The 17,178-nt window shown below is 69.2% G+C and carries 16 protein-coding genes; 10 read left to right on the top strand and 6 right to left on the bottom strand.

Annotated features, from left to right (window positions below; translation table 11 throughout):
• Positions 1-44 precede the first annotated feature (44 nt).
• Entirely contained in the window at positions 45-785 is a 741-nt protein-coding gene (locus tag ACHAA3_RS11025; protein WP_435709061.1) for an alpha/beta fold hydrolase, read from the bottom strand.
• A gap of 73 nt (positions 786-858) precedes the next feature.
• Here ACHAA3_RS11025 and ACHAA3_RS11020 point away from each other — a divergent pair, with 73 nt between their 5' ends.
• Entirely contained in the window at positions 859-1,557 is a 699-nt protein-coding gene (locus tag ACHAA3_RS11020; RefSeq protein ID WP_435709060.1) for a helix-turn-helix transcriptional regulator, read from the top strand.
• A gap of 30 nt (positions 1,558-1,587) precedes the next feature.
• Here the strand turns inward: ACHAA3_RS11020 and ACHAA3_RS11015 are convergent, their stop codons facing one another.
• Both ACHAA3_RS11015 and ACHAA3_RS11010 read right to left on the bottom strand, forming a co-directional pair.
• Positions 1,588-2,034, bottom strand: coding sequence for a hypothetical protein (locus tag ACHAA3_RS11015; protein ID WP_435709059.1), 447 nt, complete (start codon positions 2,032-2,034; stop codon positions 1,588-1,590).
• Between the two features lie 62 nt (positions 2,035-2,096).
• Positions 2,097-3,632, bottom strand: coding sequence for a SulP family inorganic anion transporter (locus tag ACHAA3_RS11010; protein ID WP_435709058.1), 1,536 nt, complete (start codon positions 3,630-3,632; stop codon positions 2,097-2,099).
• Positions 3,633-3,783: 151 nt separating this feature from the next.
• Between ACHAA3_RS11010 and ACHAA3_RS11005 the strand changes: the two genes are divergently transcribed.
• Complete coding sequence (locus ACHAA3_RS11005) at positions 3,784-4,167, top strand: MerR family transcriptional regulator (RefSeq protein ID WP_435709057.1); 384 nt, start codon at positions 3,784-3,786, stop codon at positions 4,165-4,167.
• An 88-nt stretch (positions 4,168-4,255) separates the two neighbouring features.
• On the top strand, positions 4,256-4,744 hold the full coding sequence (locus ACHAA3_RS11000) for a MarR family winged helix-turn-helix transcriptional regulator (protein ID WP_435709056.1): 489 nt from the start codon (positions 4,256-4,258) through the stop codon (positions 4,742-4,744).
• 45 nt (positions 4,745-4,789) lie between these two features.
• On the opposite strand, the gene ACHAA3_RS10995 is transcribed toward ACHAA3_RS11000, so the two are convergent.
• Positions 4,790-5,815: an AraC family transcriptional regulator gene (locus ACHAA3_RS10995; protein WP_435709055.1), complete on the bottom strand. Its 1,026-nt coding sequence runs from the start codon at positions 5,813-5,815 to the stop codon at positions 4,790-4,792.
• Positions 5,816-5,877: 62 nt separating this feature from the next.
• Between ACHAA3_RS10995 and ACHAA3_RS10990 the strand changes: the two genes are divergently transcribed.
• Both ACHAA3_RS10990 and ACHAA3_RS10985 read left to right on the top strand, forming a co-directional pair.
• Positions 5,878-7,377, top strand: a complete 1,500-nt coding sequence (locus ACHAA3_RS10990; protein WP_435709054.1) for a flavin-containing monooxygenase — start codon at positions 5,878-5,880, stop codon at positions 7,375-7,377.
• A 110-nt stretch (positions 7,378-7,487) separates the two neighbouring features.
• The gene (locus ACHAA3_RS10985) at positions 7,488-8,135 is read left to right on the top strand and encodes a hypothetical protein (RefSeq protein ID WP_435709053.1); all 648 of its coding nucleotides are present in this window, start codon (positions 7,488-7,490) and stop codon (positions 8,133-8,135) included.
• Between the two features lie 122 nt (positions 8,136-8,257).
• Here ACHAA3_RS10985 and ACHAA3_RS10980 read toward each other — a convergent pair whose 3' ends face one another.
• Together ACHAA3_RS10980 and ACHAA3_RS10975 are read right to left on the bottom strand one after the other, a co-directional pair.
• Positions 8,258-10,312 carry a DEAD/DEAH box helicase gene (locus ACHAA3_RS10980; RefSeq protein WP_435709052.1) on the bottom strand — a complete coding sequence of 685 codons (2,055 nt, stop codon included), beginning with the start codon at positions 10,310-10,312 and terminating at the stop codon, positions 8,258-8,260.
• A 335-nt stretch (positions 10,313-10,647) separates the two neighbouring features.
• Positions 10,648-11,160, bottom strand: coding sequence for a MarR family winged helix-turn-helix transcriptional regulator (locus ACHAA3_RS10975; RefSeq protein ID WP_435709051.1), 513 nt, complete (start codon positions 11,158-11,160; stop codon positions 10,648-10,650).
• Between the two features lie 23 nt (positions 11,161-11,183).
• On the opposite strand from ACHAA3_RS10975, the gene ACHAA3_RS10970 reads away from it, so the two are divergent.
• Genes ACHAA3_RS10970 through ACHAA3_RS10950 form a run of 5 tightly spaced genes read left to right on the top strand, consistent with a single transcriptional unit; the run spans position 11,184 to position 17,109 of the window.
• Positions 11,184-13,244, top strand: coding sequence for an MMPL family transporter (locus tag ACHAA3_RS10970; RefSeq protein WP_435709050.1), 2,061 nt, complete (start codon positions 11,184-11,186; stop codon positions 13,242-13,244).
• Between the two features lie 9 nt (positions 13,245-13,253).
• Positions 13,254-13,868, top strand: a complete 615-nt coding sequence (locus ACHAA3_RS10965) for a nucleotidyltransferase family protein (protein ID WP_435709049.1) — start codon at positions 13,254-13,256, stop codon at positions 13,866-13,868.
• A 28-nt stretch (positions 13,869-13,896) separates the two neighbouring features.
• Positions 13,897-14,793, top strand: coding sequence for an AAA family ATPase (locus ACHAA3_RS10960; RefSeq protein WP_435709048.1), 897 nt, complete (start codon positions 13,897-13,899; stop codon positions 14,791-14,793).
• Positions 14,790-15,941, top strand: a complete 1,152-nt coding sequence (locus ACHAA3_RS10955) for a vWA domain-containing protein (protein ID WP_435709047.1) — start codon at positions 14,790-14,792, stop codon at positions 15,939-15,941. Before ACHAA3_RS10960 ends, ACHAA3_RS10955 begins: the two co-directional genes overlap by 4 nt.
• Positions 15,934-17,109 carry an XdhC family protein gene (locus tag ACHAA3_RS10950; protein WP_435709046.1) on the top strand — a complete coding sequence of 392 codons (1,176 nt, stop codon included), beginning with the start codon at positions 15,934-15,936 and terminating at the stop codon, positions 17,107-17,109. The genes ACHAA3_RS10955 and ACHAA3_RS10950 overlap by 8 nt, the downstream gene beginning before the upstream one ends.
• Positions 17,110-17,178: the final 69 nt, after the last annotated feature.

The raw sequence follows: 17,178 nt of genomic DNA, 5'->3' as shown, positions 1-17,178 counted from the left end.
AGGGTGCAATGAGCTGTCGACGGAGCAGTCCCCCAACGTGCAGTTCAGGTGGTTCGCGAAGCCGCTGACTGAATGGCCTTGGCGAGGTCGCGGGGACGGCTCCACATGGGCCAATGCCCCGTCGGGAGGTCGACGACGTCGACGTGCTCGACGTTCGCGACTTCGGCAAACATGGCATGGCCTGCGCGGGCCAGCTCCAGCACCTGTGCGCTCGAGATCGAGCAGCACACCAGGGTGGTCCGGACCTTGTGGCGGGCTTCGTTCGTGAGCTCGACGGGCTGACGAAGCACAGGGCCGGGCTCAGGTACGGACCGGGCCCGAAAACGCTCGAGGACCTCTGCGCTCAGGCCTTCGAGGCTCGCCTGCTGCGCGAGGACGTCGAAGGACGGCAGCGGAAGCTCCTCCAACCCCTCCGGGAGGTCTGGGGCGAAGACGCTTCCCGTCGCCACCGGGCCGGAGTCGACCCACACCACGCGCTGAACAAGCTCAGGGTGCCGGTCAAGGATGAGGCTGACGGGGGCGTTCGCCCCACTGTGAGCGACGAGAGAGGCGGGCTCATGCTCGGAGACCCCGAGTTGAGCGAAGACGTCGAGGACCGCTGCGGCTTGATCGTCGAGAGTCTTCGTCGCACGCTCAGGATCGTCCCCATCGAGACCAGGCAGCGTCATCGCGATTGCACGAGAGTGGTCGGTATCCAGGTGGTCGAGGACTTCATCCCATGCCCAAGCTCCCAGCCAGTGGCCAGCGATGAGAATGATGGTCGGACTGCTCGTCGTAGTTGTCATGTCAACACCTTCGTAGGCACTCCGGTCACGTGCATGTCACTATTTGCGTCATGAATTCGACACGTGCTGAACGGTGAAGCGAGCAGAACGACTCCATGCCCTGTCCGAGATGCTGCGTCGTCACGGATCACGGGGTTGCTCCGCCGATCGGCTGGCGAGGGAGTTCGGCGTGTCCGTGCGCACAGTCAAGAGAAACCTCGCTGCGCTCGAGAGCAGCGGCGCGCCCGTGTGGTCGCGCCCAGGTCCCGGCGGTGGTTACGGATTGGCCGCAGGCGCGACCCTTCCACCTGTCAGCCTGTCCCCGGCGCAGGCCGTGGCGCTGCTGGCGGCCGTGTCCGCTGCACCCGATGCCCCCTATGCCGATCTGGCCGCAGCCGGGATCCAGAAGATCCTGGACGTCATCGATCCCAGAACCCGAGCAAGAGCCGACGAGCTGGCCGGCCGCGTATGGGTCAACGCACTTCCCTCCCCTTCGCGCGCCATCAGGTCGGCACTGGAGGAGGCGATGGCCGAGCAGCGAGTCATCCGTATCCGCTACACATCAAGAGATGGGACCACGACCACCCGCGACGTCGAACCCGTGCTGTTCGCCTCGACGAACGGTCAGTGGTACCTCGTAGCGTGGTGCCGACTGCGCAACGCAATGCGGTGGTTCACCATGACGCGTGTCGAGCGGGCCAGCGTCACCAGGACGGCCTGCAGCGGCCACACCGTCCGCGAGGTGGGGGAACCCCCAGCCAACGCCAGACCGGTACACGGCCGGGGCGAGTGAGTCACTCAATCACCTGTCCGGTCGGCACAGCTAGACGCTGCGGACGCGGGAGGTCGCGGTGTCACGCAGCAGAGGCCGCCACCGGCGAGGCCGTCGCTGCACCCGGAGGATCTCGTCGGCCAGCCGCTCCGACAGGGCGAGGTAGGCGTGCGCCAGGTCGACCAGGTCGAAACCTGAGTCGGCCAGACTGGGAACGCTGGCTCGAAGGATGAGTCCGCGAGCCTCGTGGCGCAACGCTCCCACGTGCGGGTAGGCCAGCACGCGAGCGGCGACGAGCTCGTCGCGCGACGTGTCCGACAAGGCTTCGCCGTTCGTGCGGAGCAGGGTGTCGATCTCGTGCCCACAGTCGTTGAGCGCCTGCTGGTAGCGCCACAGCGCGGCGAGGTCGCCGCCGTGACCTGCCGCCGATCGTCGCCCGAGCCAGAAGGCGGCCACAGCAACCAGGGCGACGGCCGTGGCGACGAGAAGGACGAGCACACCTGTTCAACGACCTCGCCCTCCCGGGGTCACGAGCAGGCTGTCGCAAAGATTCGAAGCGATCAGTGCGCGGAGAGCTGGCCGCTGAGTCGGTCGTGGATCGAGGCACTGGCGGTGTTCAGGCCCACGATCTGGACCGTCTTGCCCTTGCGCCCGTACTTGGTCACGATGCTGTCCAGCGCTGCCACGGTCGAGGCGTCCCACACGTGAGACGCGCTCAGGTCGATCACGATGCGATCGGGGTCGTCGGCGTACTCGAACTGCGTGTACAGATCGTTGCTGGAGGCGAAGAACAGCTCGCCGGACACCGTGTACACCGCGCGGGACTCGCCGGCCTCGCCCGGCACGACCTCCCGGTCGACCGATGCCAGGTGCGCCACACGACGGGCGAACAGCGTCATGGCGACCAGGACGCCAACTCCCACACCGATCGCCAAGTTGTGCGTGGCGACGACGACCGCGACCGTCGAGATCATCACGGTGGTCTCGCTCTTGGGCATCCGGCGCAGCGTCGAGGGGGCGATGCTGTGCCAGTCGAACGTGCCGACGGCCACCATGACCATGACGGCCACCAGTGCGGCCATCGGGATGATCGAGACGATGTCTCCCAGACCGACCACGAGCACCAGCAAGAACACACCGGCGAGGAAGGTCGAGATGCGGGTGCGAGCACCCGAGGCCTTCACGTTGATCATCGTCTGACCGATCATGGCGCAGCCGCCCATGCCGCCGAAGAAGCCGGTGATGATGTTGGACGCGCCCTGACCCCACGCCTCACGGGTCTTGGGCGACTGGGTGTCGGTCACGTCATCGACCAACTTCGCGGTCAACAGCGACTCGAGCAGTCCGACCACGGCGAGCGCCAGGGCGTACGGAGCGATGATCTGCAGCGTCTCGAGGGTGAACGGAACATCGGGGATCAGCAGGGTCGGGAGACTGTCGGGCAGCTCGCCCTCGTCACCGACGTCGGGCAGCGCCAGAGCAGCGATCAGCGTGAAGGCGGTGAGGACCACGATGGCCACCAGCGGCGCCGGCACCACCGAGGTGAGGCGCGGCAGGAACACCATGATCGCGATGCCTGCGGCCACCATCGGGTAGACAAGGAACGGCACATCGATCAGGTAGGGAAGCTGCGCGGTGAAGATGAGGATCGCGAGTGCGTTGACGAAGCCCACCATGACCGAGCGCGGGATGAACCGCATCAGCTTCGCGACGCCGAGCACCGCGAAGAGCACCTGGATCGCGCCGCCCAGCAGCACGGTGGCGATCAGGTAGTCCAGGCCGTGCTCGCGCACCACGGGTGCCACGACCAGCGCGATGGCGCCGGTGGCGGCCGAGATCATCGCCGGGCGGCCGCCGAGGAACGAGATCGAGACGGCCATCGTGAAGGCCGCGAAGAGGCCCACGCGCGGGTCGACGCCGGCGATGATCGAGAACGAGATCGCCTCGGGAATCAGCGCGAGGGCGACCACGAGGCCGGCCAGCACCTCGGTGCGCAGCCGACTCGGGGAGCGCAGCGCACCGAGCACGCTGTGGTCCTCGCGGGGCGCGGCGACCTCCGAGGTGGTCGACGGTGGACGATCAGACGTGGCAGACACAGCAGGGCTCCAGACGGGAGAGGAAGAGGGCGGAACGATCGGCGTGCGAAAATGCACGCGGCGGTCGAGGACCGACCGCCAGAAGTCAGTAAGCCCAACCCTACCCTTACGTGAGGGTAGAGTTCGCGGCACGGCACGTGAAAGGCACCACATGGGGCAGGCCACATCGGGCAACTCGATGCAGATCGGCGAGGTCGCCGAGCGCACCGGCCTGTCCTTCCGCACCTTGCGGCACTACGACGAGATCGGTCTGCTGTCCCCCTCGGCCCGCAGCGACGGCGGGTTCCGGCTCTACACCGCCGACGACGTCGACAAGCTGCTGGTGATCCGGCGCATGAAGCCGCTGGGCTACAGCCTGGACGAGATGCTGACGGTGATGCACACCATCGAGGGCGCCGACGACGCCCCACTCCTGGAGCCGGTGCTGGCCGAGGCCCGTGAGCGTCGCGACCGCCTCAGCCGGCACCTGGAGATGGCCGATGAATTCATCGCCCTGCTGCAGGAACGTGAACCTCCGTTTTCCCCGAGCACGTGAGGGCGACGGCGGCCATCGGTCATGCGTGACGAGTTGTCCTACAGTGATGTAGGTCTCCAGACGACCCGTCACGTGATCAGGAGCACCTATGGACCGCAGCCCCAGCCAGCCCGACCACCTGCGGCTTGACGATCAGCTCTGCTTCGCGCTGTACGCGGCCACTCACGCCATCACCCGCGCGTACCGGCCGCTGCTCAGCGAGATCGGCCTGACCTATCCGCAGTACCTGGTCATGCTGACCCTGTGGCAGGACGGCGCATCCGCCATCGGGCACATCGCTCGAAGGCTGGAGCTGGACTCCCACGCCGTGACTCCCCTGATCCGCCGACTCGAGGCCGACGGATTCGTCGTTCGTCGACGCGGAGTCGACCGCCGTCACGTCGTCATCGAGCTCACTCCTCACGGGGTCGAGCTCGAGGAAGCCGCAGCGCGAGCACAGCTCCAGGTGGTCTGCGGGACTGGACTGTCCGACCCTGATCTCGCCGTTCTGCGGCGCCAGCTGCGCGACCTCTCCAGCGAGCTGACGTCCACGCACACCAGCTCGGAGGCGTCCGCGGTCGAGAACGACGGTTCCTGACCGGGCGCACCCGGCACACGTGAGTCGCCGAGAACGGGCGGCGCCCTACAGGGCAGCGCGGCGGACCTCACTGGGCGTGCGACCCCACCACCGCCGACAGCTGCGACTGAGCGCCGACTGCTCGCTCAGTCCCAGCGCCGCTGCCACCTGCGTCATGGGCATGTCGGTGGAGATCAGATAGGTCCTGGCGCGGGCCGCCCGCAATCCGTCGAGCACCTCGGCGAACGAGGTCCCCTCGACCTCGAGTCGGCGCTGCAGGGTGCGGGGGTGAGTCGCGAGCAGGGCTGCCACGTCGGCGATCTGGACGCTGGTCGTCCCGAGCGACTGCTCGAGCGCGGACCGGACCCGCGACGTCTCGAGATGACCGCTGTCCTTGGCCTGACCCTCCAGGTGCGCGAGAGCCAACCGGCGAGCCGCCTGGTTGGCGTCGAAGATGGGCTGATCGAGCAAGCTGGTCGGCACCCGCAGAATTGCTTCCGGTCGCCCCGCGAGGACCGGCACACCGAAGAACGTCTCGTACCGGACCAGCGGGGCGAGCGGGTGGTGCGGCAGCTCGACCCCGCGCAGCCCGTAGGCACCGGACAACAGGTAGCGGGTGGTCCGGTGCAGGAAGCCGAGGCCCACGTCGAGTCCCTGCGCGAAGACCTCCCCCATCCCGGCCTGCCCGTACCTGATGCCGATGACCCCCGCGACACCCTGAGGATCGGGCACCATCTGCACGCTCAGGCCACGGGCGTGGACGAACAGGTAGCGAGAGGTGCACTCCATCGCCTCACCCACGGTCGGTGAGTTCTGGATGGCCACCGACAAGGCACCCAGCATCGTCAGGTCCTGACGCTCGGCGAGCAGCAGGCCGAAGTCCGGCAGGTCGAGCACCGTGGCGGCGATCTCGAGCACCGTGCCCAGAGCCACGTCGTCGACCAGGAGCTCATCGTCGGACAGTGCCCCCACCGGAAGCCGAGCACGTCGGGCCATCGCCTCGGGATCACCTCCGTGGTCGAGCACCAGCTCGCTGAACCCCCGGATCCCGGCTGCCCTGATCAGCGCCACGTCGATCGCCTCATGTCGCACAGCGTCAAACTCTTGTCGCGCAAAGTCAAGTAACGCGTCCGCGATCGGCGCATACTGAAGGTATGAGCACACCTCAGCACCTCGATGTCCTGATCGTCGGCGCCGGACTCTCGGGCATCGGCGCGGCCTACCGCCTGCAGACCGAACGTCCCGGCACGACGTTCGCGATCCTCGAGGCGCGCGAGGCCATGGGAGGCACCTGGGACCTGTTCCGCTACCCCGGCGTGCGCTCGGACTCGGACATGTACACCCTCGGCTACGCGTTCCGCCCGTGGAGCGGCGACAAGACGCTCGCCGACGGCGCCTCGATCCTGCAGTACATCCAGGAGACCGCTGCTGAGACCGGAGTCGACCAGCACATCCAGTACTCAAGCAAGGTGGTCGGCGCCGACTTCGACACCACCACCTCGCAGTGGACGGTGACGGTCGAGGACGTGGTGACCGGGAAGCGCCGCACCCTCACCGCCGGTTTCCTGTACTCCTGCGCCGGCTACTACGACTACGAGAACCCGCACTCCCCGGAGTTCGCGGGGGCCGAGGCCTTCGACGGCCAGATCGTCCACCCCCAGTTCTGGCCCGAGGATCTCGACCACTCCGGCCAGAAGGTCGTGGTGATCGGCTCGGGCGCCACTGCGGTCACCCTGGTGCCGTCGATGCTCGAGGGCGACAGCTCGGGTGCAGGGGCCGCCGCCCACGTCACGATGCTGCAGCGCACCCCCACGTGGATCAGCGCAGTGCCCACCTACGACAAGAAGGCTGCACTGCTCAAGTCGGTGCTCCCCGACGCGTTGGCCGACAAGGCGATCCGCGCGAAGAACATCGGCTTCATGATGACCACGTACCAGTTCTGCCAGCGCTTTCCGAATGCTGCCCGCAAGGTGCTCAGCGGCAATGTCGCCCAGTTCATCGGCCAGGAGCAGACGACCGCGCACTTCACTCCGTCCTACAACCCGTGGGACCAGCGCGTGTGCGCCGTGCCGGGCGGCGACCTGTTCAAGGCCGTCAGGCGCGGAGACGCCACCGTCGTCACCGACCACATCGATCGGTTCATCCCCGAAGGCATCCGACTGCAGTCCGGCACGGTCATCGAGGCCGACATCATCGTCACGGCCACCGGCCTGAAGCTGCTGGCCTTCGGCGGCATCGAGCCGTCGGTGGACGGCGAGGAGGTCACGTTGTCGGACGAGTACGTGTGGAACGGCGCCATGGTGACCGGCGTGCCGAACTTCGCGGTGTGCATCGGCTACACCAACGCCTCGTGGACCCTGCGCGCCGACCTGACGCACCGCCTCGTCTGCAAGGTGCTCGCTTGGATGAACGGCAAGGATCACGCGGCCGTGGTGCCCCGGGTCGACGGTGACCTGCGGGCCCAGCCCTTGCTCGACCTCGCCTCGGGCTACGTGCAGCGATCGATCGGCTCATTTCCCCAGCAGGGAGATCGTCGACCCTGGCAGGTCGTGCAGAACTACGTCCTCGACTCGGTGTTCGCCCTGAGGGCCGACCTCGACAAGACGCTGGTCCCCGTGGCGTCGCGCACATCCGTGCGGAGACCTGCCGCCTGATCGCAGCAATCGGTGACGGTGGCACGGCATTGGTAGTGTCCGAAGGTCTCCATCACGGGGATCGGTGAACCGCGCAGCGGAATCACCGTGACTACTGCAAAGGAGAACTCATGAGTACCGCAACCATCATCGCCATCGTGGTCGTCGTCGTCCTCGTCGTGATCGTCGTGGGCGTGCTGCTGGCCCGTACCGCCGCCACGAAGCGTCGCGAGGTCAAGCACCACCAGGCCGAGGAGATCCGCACGCAGGCCGCCGCCCAGGAGACGGAGGTCCGCAAGCAGGAGGCCAGCGCTGCCGAGGTCGAGGCCGAGGCACGCATGCAGCGCGCAGCCGCCGATCAGCAGTCAGCCCGTGCCGAACGCGTCGAGGCCGAGGCCTCCGAGCACCTCGACACGGCCCAGGGCATGCGCGAGGGTCAGGACGAGCACCTGCGTCGCGCCGACGAGATCGATCCCACGGTCCCGACCGGGGACGACCACCAGCGTCGTACGGATCGTTCGGACTCTGCGGTCCCCGGACAGGACGACCACCAGCGCCGCACCGACCACACGGACTCCGCCGTCCCCGGACAGGACGACCACCAGCGCCGCACCGACGACCCGGATTCCGCCGTCCCCGGCCGTGACGACCACCAGCGCCGCACCGACCACACGGACTCCGCCGTCCCCGGACAGGACGACCACCTGCGCCGCACCGACGACCCGGACCCCGACGGCCGCCGCGATCGCCGTGCGTCCGACGAGGATCCGCGCATCTGACCCACCCCTCCACCCGGCAGGGCGGTGAGGGACTCGGCGAATTGCGCCCACGCGTGCCGACTCACTCACCGCCCCACGGGCGACGGGCGACGGGCTCGCCGCCTCCAGCCGGGCGGTGAGCGTCAGCCTGTGCGGGTCTCGAGCGCGTCGGCGAGCAGGGCGACAAGCGCCTCGAGCTGCACATCGACCGACGAGCCGATCTCCCCGTCGGATCCGTCGAGCGCACGCGCGGCGAGCCCGGCCTTGCTGTCGATGAGCTCGGCGATGCGCCCGTCGATGGTCTGGGCGGCGATGATGCGCCACGCCGTGACGGGCTTGTCCTGACCGATGCGGTGCACGCGGTCGATCGCCTGCGTCTGCTCGGCGTCGGTCCACGACAGCTCGGCCAGCACGACGTCGGAGGCGACCTGCAGGTTGATGCCGACGCCGGCGGCCGTGACGGAGCAGACGATCACCTTGACCTCGGGATCGTTCATGAACCCGTCGATGGCCTTCTCGCGAGCAGCCTTGCTCTGGTCACCACGGATCGAGGTGTACCGGATGCCGCGCTGGGAGAAGGACGCCTCTGCAGCATCCATGACGTCGACGTGCTTGGCGAAGAACACGACCTTGCCGACGTTGCGAGCCAGCTGGGCGGTGTAGTCCGCAGCGAGCCCGGCCTTGGCCTGACCGATGCGCCGCATCATGGCGAAGACGTTCTCCTCGTCCTTGGAGTTCTGGTTGTCCTCGCGCTCCCAGGTGGCCACGCGGCGCACCAGATCGGCATCGATGGTGTCGCTGATCGCACTCGAGCGGGCCTCCGCCTTGGCTGCGGCACCGGTGTCGTACCGGCGCAGCATCCGCTCGACCAGCTTGCGTTCGGCCTCGGCGATCGACCGACCGACCTCGCCCTCGAGGTCGACCGGGATGTCCGCGATGCGGCGGGCCGGGATGTCCGCCGCGACGTCGACCTTGCGACGCCGCACGATGCCGCGATCGATCACGGCCTGACGCGCTGCGCCGTAGAACCCGTGGTCGAGCGGCGTCTTGCCGGTCTGCTCCAGGGCGGTCATCAGCTCGCTGCGGGGCTTCTTCTCGTCGATCCACCCGAGGAACTGCCAGATGGTGCGGAAGTCCTCGATCGTGTTGATCAGGGGGGTGCCGGTCAGGGCCATCATCAGGGGACGACCGGCTCGCTTGCGGATGCGCTCCGCGACCTGCATGACCTGCTGGGAACGCTGCGACGACTTGTTCTTGATGAAGTGCGCCTCGTCGACGACCATGCCGCGAAAGCCCAGCTCGCCGAGCCAGCCCACGTGGCGATCGAGCACCTCGTAGTTGATGACGACGATGTCGGCGAAGCCGTCGATGGTGTCGCCATTTCCGTGGATGACGGTGGCGGTGCGGCCCGGCGTCCACATCTCGACCTCACGGGCCCAGTTCGTCTTGACCACGTTGGGCGCCACGACCAGCAGCGGATAGGCATCGGCGGCGTGCGCGGCCAGCAGGGCCTGGGCGGTCTTGCCCAGACCGGGCTCGTCGGCCAGCAGGAAGGTGCGGTGCCCGGCAGCAGCAGCTTCGACCAGCTGCGCCTGGTGCTTCATCAGCTCACGGCCCGACGGGGTCATCAGGAACGTCGGCTCGGGCAGCTGCATGCACGACGGCGCACCATCGGACGCCTTCTCAAAGGAGGTGAACAGCGGTCCGAGCAGCTCCCACGTCGAGAGCCGACCGGGGCCGGACTCCCGCGGCGCCGCATTGCTGAAGTCGGGGGCCATGAACGGATTGGACAGCTGGCGGGAGATGACCGACTGCGGGACGATGCGGCGCTCGGCGACCGGAGCAACCTCCCCCTCGTCGGTGGGTGTCTCGGTCGGCGCAGGCGCCAGTCCGGCAGCGGCGAGCATCTCGCGGCGCAGGATGCGTGCCTCGTCGGTGGGGGTCGCCTCGTCGCCGAGCAGGAGGAACAGCGAGGGGTCACGCGTGGCGGTCTTGGCCAGGATCGTGGCCACCCCGTCGAGCCGCTTGAGCTGCTCGCCGCGCGACTGCTCGGTGATCTCGGTGTCCGCCTTGACCCGATTGCGTTCCTCGCGCACCAGCAGACCGATGACCTGGAACCGCGTGCGTTGGTCGTGGTTCAGCGCACCGCGCTGCGCCCGCGACTCGACCTCACGGACGGCCCGCGCCAGCACCGGCATGATGCCCTCGTTGTCGGTCGCGCGCGCACGTCGGCTGCTGCCGCCCGAGCGGGGTCGGTTGCCAGCGTGGCGGGTTCCGCCGGATGAGCGTCGGCCTTGAGCCACTGCGTTCCTCCACTGAAGGTGACGTGGACACCCGCGATGCCGAGGGCCGGCACGAGGGACACCTGACCGGGCGACCGTGGCCACCACGAGGTGATGTGCGTACCGCGTGTCAGCGGGTGCACGATCCGGAAACCGCATCAGAAACCGCCCGAAGGGCGGCACGTCGGCAACCGGTGTCCCCAGCGTACCTCTCCTCTTGTCCGTCCGGGCGAACTGGCGGCATCGGAACGTCAATTTCCGCCGCGATCCTCCGCCGCGCGCCCGGCCTCGTCACGCGCCGCCCGCGCGGCGCCGTTGATCTGCTCCATCAGGCTCGCCATGGCCACGAGGTCCGCCTCGTCGTGATCGTCGAGCACGGCGCGCATGTGGCGCGCGAGAATTCCGAACATCGAACCGCCCACGGCGCGCGCACTGTCAGTGACCTCGACACGCACGGAGCGGCGGTCGCTCTCGACCCGGGCCCGGCGGACGTGGCCGGCCGACTCGAGTCGATCGAGCATGGCCGAGGTGGCCGACGGACTCAGTCCCAGTCCTTGGCTGATCTCTCCGGGCGACGCGCCCCCGTGATCCATGACGAGTGCGAGTGCGGTCAGGTCTGTGCGATGCATCGTGTGCACATGACTCATCTGCGCGATGTAGCGCTCGATCTCGCCGCTGAACGACCGGAGCTCCCGCACGAGATCAGCCGAAGCGGCCGACGGGGCGGGATCGGACGGGGCAGGATCCGAAGTGGCTCTCGACATGGTCTTATCGTACTATTTCACTCATGGAATCATTCCACCGTGGAACTAAATCCCTCCACCTGTCCCGGGCCACCGCCGTGGTCGTGGCGCTGCTGTTCGTGATCGGGTCGGGCGCTGCGCTGAGCTTCGCTCCCGAAGCCCGCGAGTCGAACGCGCCCACCGCAGGCCTGCCGGACTCGGCCGACTCCACCACGGTCGCCCGTGTGAAGGCGACCCTTCCGTCCAGCGGCGTCGCGCCGGCCATCGTGGTCGTCAGCCCAGCAGGCGAGAGCTTCGACGACGCGGATCGCACCGCGGTGACCGACCTGTCCAGCGAGCTCGCCTCGTTCTCGGTGTCCGAGGCACCGCTGGAGCCGATCTTCTCCGACGACGAAGAAGTGGCCCTGCTGGCCGTCCCCCTCGACGCGGCGACCGGAGCCGATCAGGTCGCCGACATCCGCGAGGTAGTCGGCAACGCGCTTCCCTCAGGGTGGTCCGCGCAGGTGACCGGTGGCCCGGCCTTCGCCGCGGACCTGGCCGACGTGTTCGCCGGCGCCGACGTGCGCCTGCTCGTGGCGACTGCGCTCGTCGTCGCCCTCCTGCTGCTGATCACCTATCGGAGTCCATGGTTGTGGCTCGTTCCATTGGTCGTCGTCGCGGTCGGCGACCGTGTGGCCTCCGTTGCGGTTGCCGCCGCCACCCAGCTGTTCGGATACAGCGTCGATGGGTCGACCACCGGAATCACGTCCGTGCTGGTCTTCGGAGCCGGGACCAACTACGCGCTGCTGCTGATCGCCCGCTATCGCGAAGAACTCCGTCTGCACGACGACCGGTTCGCGGCGATGCGCTCGGCCTGGCGCCAGGCTGCGCCCGCCATCGCCGCCAGCTCGGGCACCGTCGTGCTGGCCCTGCTGATGCTGTCGTTCGCCGACACACCGTCCAATCGCGCCCTCGGATGGTCCGCCGCGATCGGCATCGTGGTGGCGGTCCTGTTCGGGCTCGTGGTCCTGCCGTGCGCCATGGTCCTGTTCGGCCGCGGCCTCTTCTGGCCGTTCGTGCCCCGGGTCGGACAGGACGATCCGGCCCGCACCGGCCTCTGGTCGCGCGTGGGTCACCACGTCACGACTCGTCCGCGCGCCTTCGCGGCAGGCTCGGTCGCCCTCCTCGCGATCCTTGCGATCGGCGGTGCGGGACTGTCGGTCGGCCTCACCCAGAACGAACGATTCCGTGAGGTGCCCGAAGCCGTCACCGGCCAGGAGGTGCTTGCCGAGGCCTTCCCCGCCGGCGCCGCCGAACCGACCGTCGTCCTGACCCGACCCGCCGACGTGGGCCCCGTCACCGACCGCATCGCCGAGACCATCGGGGTCTCCTCGACGACGCCGGGGCCGGCCTCCGAGAAGTGGACCCAGATCGACGTGGTGCTCGACAGCGACCTCGGTTCTGACCGTGCCGCCGAGACGGTCGACCGGTTGCGCGAGGGCCTCGGCTCCACCGCGCTGGTGGGCGGGCCGGACGCAGAGAATCTCGACGCCGCCCAAGCCGCATCACACGACCGGATCCTGATCATCCCGCTCGTGCTGCTGATCGTCGTCGCAATCCTGCTGCTCCTGCTGCGCTCGGTGGTGGCCGCAGTCGTGCTCGTCCTGACGGTGGTCGCCACCTACGCGACGGCCATGGGGGCCGGCTGGTTCGTGTTCACCCACCTGTTCGACTTCCCCGCCCTCGACCTGCCGGTACCGCTGTTCGCGTTCATCTTCCTGGTCGCGCTCGGGGTCGACTACAACATCTTCCTGGCCACCCGGGCCCGTGAGGAGTCCGCCACCCAGCCGATCGCCGGCGCCATGACGACCGCTCTGGCGGTGACCGGTGGCGTGATCACGAGCGCCGGCATCGTGCTGGCCGCCGTGTTCGCGGTCCTCGGGGTGCTGCCGCTGGTCACCCTCACCCAGATCGGCGTCATCGTGGGCATCGGAGTGCTGCTGGACACCCTGGTGGTCCGCAGCCTGCTCGTGCCGGCCCTGGCGACGATGATCGGCGAGCGCTTCTGGTGGCCGCGCCACCCGGCACCTCACCGCCACCGGCCGTCGGTGCCCACGACTAGCTAGTCTCGGCGCATGCCTGTCGCCGGACTGCTCCTCGCTGCCGGTGCAGGTCGACGCTACGGCGGCCCCAAGTCGCTGGTACCGGGCTGGCTCGCGCACGCCGTCGGCGTGCTGCGCGAGGGCGGCTGCGACGACGTCCACGTGGTGCTCGGCGCGCAGGCCGACCAGGCCCGCGCCCTGGTTCCCGGCGGCGTCGCCATCACGATCGCGACCGACTGGGACGACGGCATGGCGGCGTCCCTGCGCGCCGGTCTGCGCGGGCTCCTCGAGACCGCAGCCACCGGCGCACTCGTGCACCTGGTCGACCTGCCCGACGTCTCGGCCCCGGTCATCCAGCGCGTGCTGAACCAGGCCCACGGACCGCAGGCACTGGCCCGCGCGGCATACGACTCACGCCCCGGCCATCCTGTGCTCCTCGGTCGCGCGCACTGGGACGGCGTGCTGGCCGGTGCGTCCGGTGATGCCGGAGCCCGCGACTACCTGAGCGCGAACCCGCCAAGCCTCATCGAGTGCGGCGACCTGGCGACCGGCCACGACGTCGACACCCAACCGCGACGAGACGTCGACACCCAACCGCGACGAGACGTCGACACCCAACCGCGACGAGACGTCGACACCAACCCGTGACCAACCTCACGGTCAGTAACGTGGTCAGGTGAGCACACCTTCCATTGACGTCCCGACCGATGTCGCCGCCACCGCCTCGGCCCTCGAGTCCACCGGCTACCTGGCCGACGAATCCCTGGCCACGGTCGTGTTCCTCGCCCAGGCGATGCAGCGACCCCTGTTGCTCGAGGGCGAGCCGGGCACCGGCAAGACGGCCCTGGCCGAGGCACTCGCCCAGCACGCAGGTGTGCCACTGATCCGGCTGCAGTGCTACGAGGGCATCGATGCCAGCCAGGCACTCTACGACTGGGACTTCCCCCGCCAGATCCTGCACCTGCGGACCCTCGAGGCGGCCGCCGGCGACTCCAGCTTCGATGCCGAGGCGGCCGAGGCGTCCCTGTTCGACGAGCGCTTCCTGCTCGACCGCCCGATCCTGCGGGCCCTGCGCGAGAGCCCTGCGGTCCTGCTCATCGACGAGGTCGACCGCGCGGACGACGAGTTCGAGGCCTTCCTGCTCGAGGTCCTGTCGAGCTGGACGGTCAGCATCCCCGAGATAGGGACCGTCTCCGCTGCGACACCACCCCTGGTGGTGCTCACCTCGAACCGCACGCGCGAGCTGCACGACGCCCTGAAACGCCGGTGCCTCTACCACTGGATCGACCACCCCGGGCTGGACCGCGAGATCGCGATCGTGCGCAGCCGCATTCCCGAGGTGTCCGAGTCGCTGGCCCGTCAGGTCACCAGCGCGGTCCAGCACATGCGGGCCGAGTCGCTGCTCAAGCCGCCCGGGGTCGCCGAGACGCTGGACTGGGTTCGGGCGCTGCGCCGACTCGGCGTGGAGGAGCTGGACATCGAGTCCGCGGCCATCACCCTCGGCGCCGTCGTCAAGTACCGCGAGGACACCGATCGGGTCAAGCACGCCATCGACCGCATGCTCGCCTCATGATGGCCCCCACCCGGTCGCTGTCCGACCTGTCCATCTCCGACCTGTCCGACCGCGAACCCGACGAGATCCTGCTGGCCTTCGCGCGCGCGGTGCGCAGCAGCGGTGTGGCCGTCACCCATGATCGGTCGACCTCGTTCCTCGCTGCGTCCTGCCTGGTCGACGCCAGCGATCTCGGCGCCGTCTACCTCGCGGGCCGCGCCACCCTGTGCGCCAGCCCCGACGACCTCGACCGCTACGACCAGGTCTTCGAGGCCTGGTTCGCCGGACGCGAGCCGCTGCCGCGCACCCAACCTCGCGGGACCCCGCGCACCGTGCACTCGACCCTGCCGATGGACGACACCGGCAGCGGCGAGTCCGAGGAGGTCGACAGCGACCAGGTCGAGGCCGTCGCCAGCGACGTGGAGGTGCTGCGCCACCGCGACGTCGCCAGCGCCACCGCCGACGAGAAGGCGCTGCTCGGCCACCTGATCGCGACGCTGCATCCCCGCCCGCCGATGCGACGTGCGACGCGGCGCACCACAGCACGGCGCGGCGACGTCGACCTCAACCGCACCCTGCGCCGCTCGCTGCGCAACTTCGGCGAGCCGGCCCGCATCGTGCACCGGCGCCGAGGTCGCCAGCCCCGCCGCGTCGTCGCGCTGATCGACGTCTCGGGCAGCATGCGCAGCTATGCCGACGCCCTGCTGAGAGTGGCCCACCGGATCAGCGCAGACCTGCCCGACACCGAGGTGTTCACGCTCGGCACCCGCCTGACCCGTGTCACCACGGCACTGCAGACCCGTGACCCCGATCGCGCGCTCGTGCGGGCCGGCGAGCAGGTGCCCGACTGGTCAGGCGGCACTCGACTCGGCGAGACCCTGCAGGCGTTCCTCGATCGCTGGGGTGCGCGCGGCATGGCGCGCGGCGCCGTCGTCGTGGTCTTCAGCGACGGCTGGGAGCAGGGCGACACCACCGAGCTCGGCACCCAGGTGCGCCGACTCTCACGACTCGCCCACCGGGTCGTGTGGGTCAATCCGCACCGCGGCAAGGCCGGGTACCAGCCGGTCCAGGCCGGCATCAAGGCCGTGCTGCCGCACTGCGACGACTTCATCGCAGGGCACTCCGTGCGCGCGTTCGAACAGGTCCTGGAGGTGATCGCCGATGCGTGAAGTGCTCGACGAGCTGATGGAGTGGTACGACGCCGGCGAGACGATCGGCATGGGCACCGTGGTGGCGACCTTCCAGTCCGCACCCCGACCCGCGGGAGCCTCCATGCTGGTCGGCCCCGGCGGTCAGGCCGTCGGGTCGGTGTCGGGCGGATGCGTCGAGGGCGCGGTCTACGAGCTCACCGGCGAGGTCGTCGCGTCCGGACACGCCCAGCTGCAGCGCTACGGCATCTCCGATGACGACGCCTTCGCCGTGGGCCTGACCTGCGGCGGCATCCTCGACGTCTACGTCGAGAAGATCGACCGCACGACCTTCCCCGAGCTCGCGCAGATCGCCCAGGACGTGCGCGAGGGCCGTCCCGTGGCCGTCGCCACGGTGGTCGACCATCCCGACCCGTCCTGGATCGGGCGCCGGATGATCGTGCATCCGGACTCCGACTCCGCATCACGAGCCGAGACGCACATCGAGGGATCGATCGGATCGACCCGCGCCGACGACGCGGTGGCCGACGACGCCCTCGGCCTCCTGGCCCAGGGCCGCAACGCGACCCTCACCTACGGCCCCGACGGCGAGCGCCGCGGCGAAGGGCTTCGGGTCTTCGTCTGGGCCTTCGCCCCGGCACCGCGCATGCTGGTCTTCGGCGCCATCGACTTCGCCGCCGCGGTTGCCGAGGTCGGCCACTTCCTCGGCTATCACGTCACGGTGTGCGATGCCCGTCCCGTGTTCGCGACCGCCACCCGCTTCCCGGAGGCCGACGAGGTCATCGTGGACTGGCCGCACCGCTACCTGACCGCCGAGGTCGAGGCTGGTCGGGTCGACGAACGCACCGTGGTCTGCGTGCTGACCCACGACCCCAAGTTCGACGTGCCGCTGCTCGAGGTCGCGCTGCGCATGCCCCGGGTCGCCTACGTGGGCGCGATGGGATCTCGGCGCACCCACGACGACCGCACCGAGCGACTGCGGGAGATCGGGCTCAGCGACGACGACCTCGACCGCTTGTCGAGCCCGATCGGCCTCGATCTCGGCGCCCGGACACCGCAGGAGACCGCCATCAGCATCGCCGCCGAGATCATCGCTGGCCGCTGGGGCGGCAGCGGCGAGCGCCTGGCCGAGCGACCGGGCCGCATCCACCACGCGCTGCATGAGGGGGCACTGCCCAGCGAGGGATGACCCGCAGCCGGCTGCGAACGGCCTTCTCACCAGCGGTCCAGCAGCCGATCCGCCCGTTATCCTCAATCT

Origin of the sequence: Aeromicrobium sp. CF3.5, from assembly GCF_051262695.1 — a bacterium.
GTDB lineage: Bacteria > Actinomycetota > Actinomycetes > Propionibacteriales > Nocardioidaceae > Aeromicrobium.
The sequence above is the reverse complement of the archived record's forward strand: the minus strand, read 5'-3'. Positions and strand labels throughout refer to the sequence as shown.

Excerpts from the sequence above, each read along its gene's own strand:
- ACHAA3_RS10990 (WP_435709054.1), top strand. The coding sequence starts at position 5,878 with ATGAGCACACCTCAGCACCTCGATGTCCTGATCGTCGGCGCCGGACTC.
- ACHAA3_RS11005 (WP_435709057.1), top strand. The coding sequence starts at position 3,784 with ATGGGGCAGGCCACATCGGGCAACTCGATGCAGATCGGCGAGGTCGCC.
- ACHAA3_RS10975 (WP_435709051.1), bottom strand. The coding sequence starts at position 11,160 with ATGTCGAGAGCCACTTCGGATCCTGCCCCGTCCGATCCCGCCCCGTCG.
- ACHAA3_RS10970 (WP_435709050.1), top strand. The coding sequence starts at position 11,184 with ATGGAATCATTCCACCGTGGAACTAAATCCCTCCACCTGTCCCGGGCC.
- ACHAA3_RS10950 (WP_435709046.1), top strand. The coding sequence starts at position 15,934 with ATGCGTGAAGTGCTCGACGAGCTGATGGAGTGGTACGACGCCGGCGAG.
- ACHAA3_RS10965 (WP_435709049.1), top strand. The coding sequence starts at position 13,254 with ATGCCTGTCGCCGGACTGCTCCTCGCTGCCGGTGCAGGTCGACGCTAC.
- ACHAA3_RS10980 (WP_435709052.1), bottom strand. The coding sequence starts at position 10,312 with ATGCCGGTGCTGGCGCGGGCCGTCCGTGAGGTCGAGTCGCGGGCGCAG.
- ACHAA3_RS11000 (WP_435709056.1), top strand. The coding sequence starts at position 4,256 with ATGGACCGCAGCCCCAGCCAGCCCGACCACCTGCGGCTTGACGATCAG.
- ACHAA3_RS10955 (WP_435709047.1), top strand. The coding sequence starts at position 14,790 with ATGATGGCCCCCACCCGGTCGCTGTCCGACCTGTCCATCTCCGACCTG.
- ACHAA3_RS11025 (WP_435709061.1), bottom strand. The coding sequence starts at position 785 with ATGACAACTACGACGAGCAGTCCGACCATCATTCTCATCGCTGGCCAC.
- ACHAA3_RS10985 (WP_435709053.1), top strand. The coding sequence starts at position 7,488 with ATGAGTACCGCAACCATCATCGCCATCGTGGTCGTCGTCGTCCTCGTC.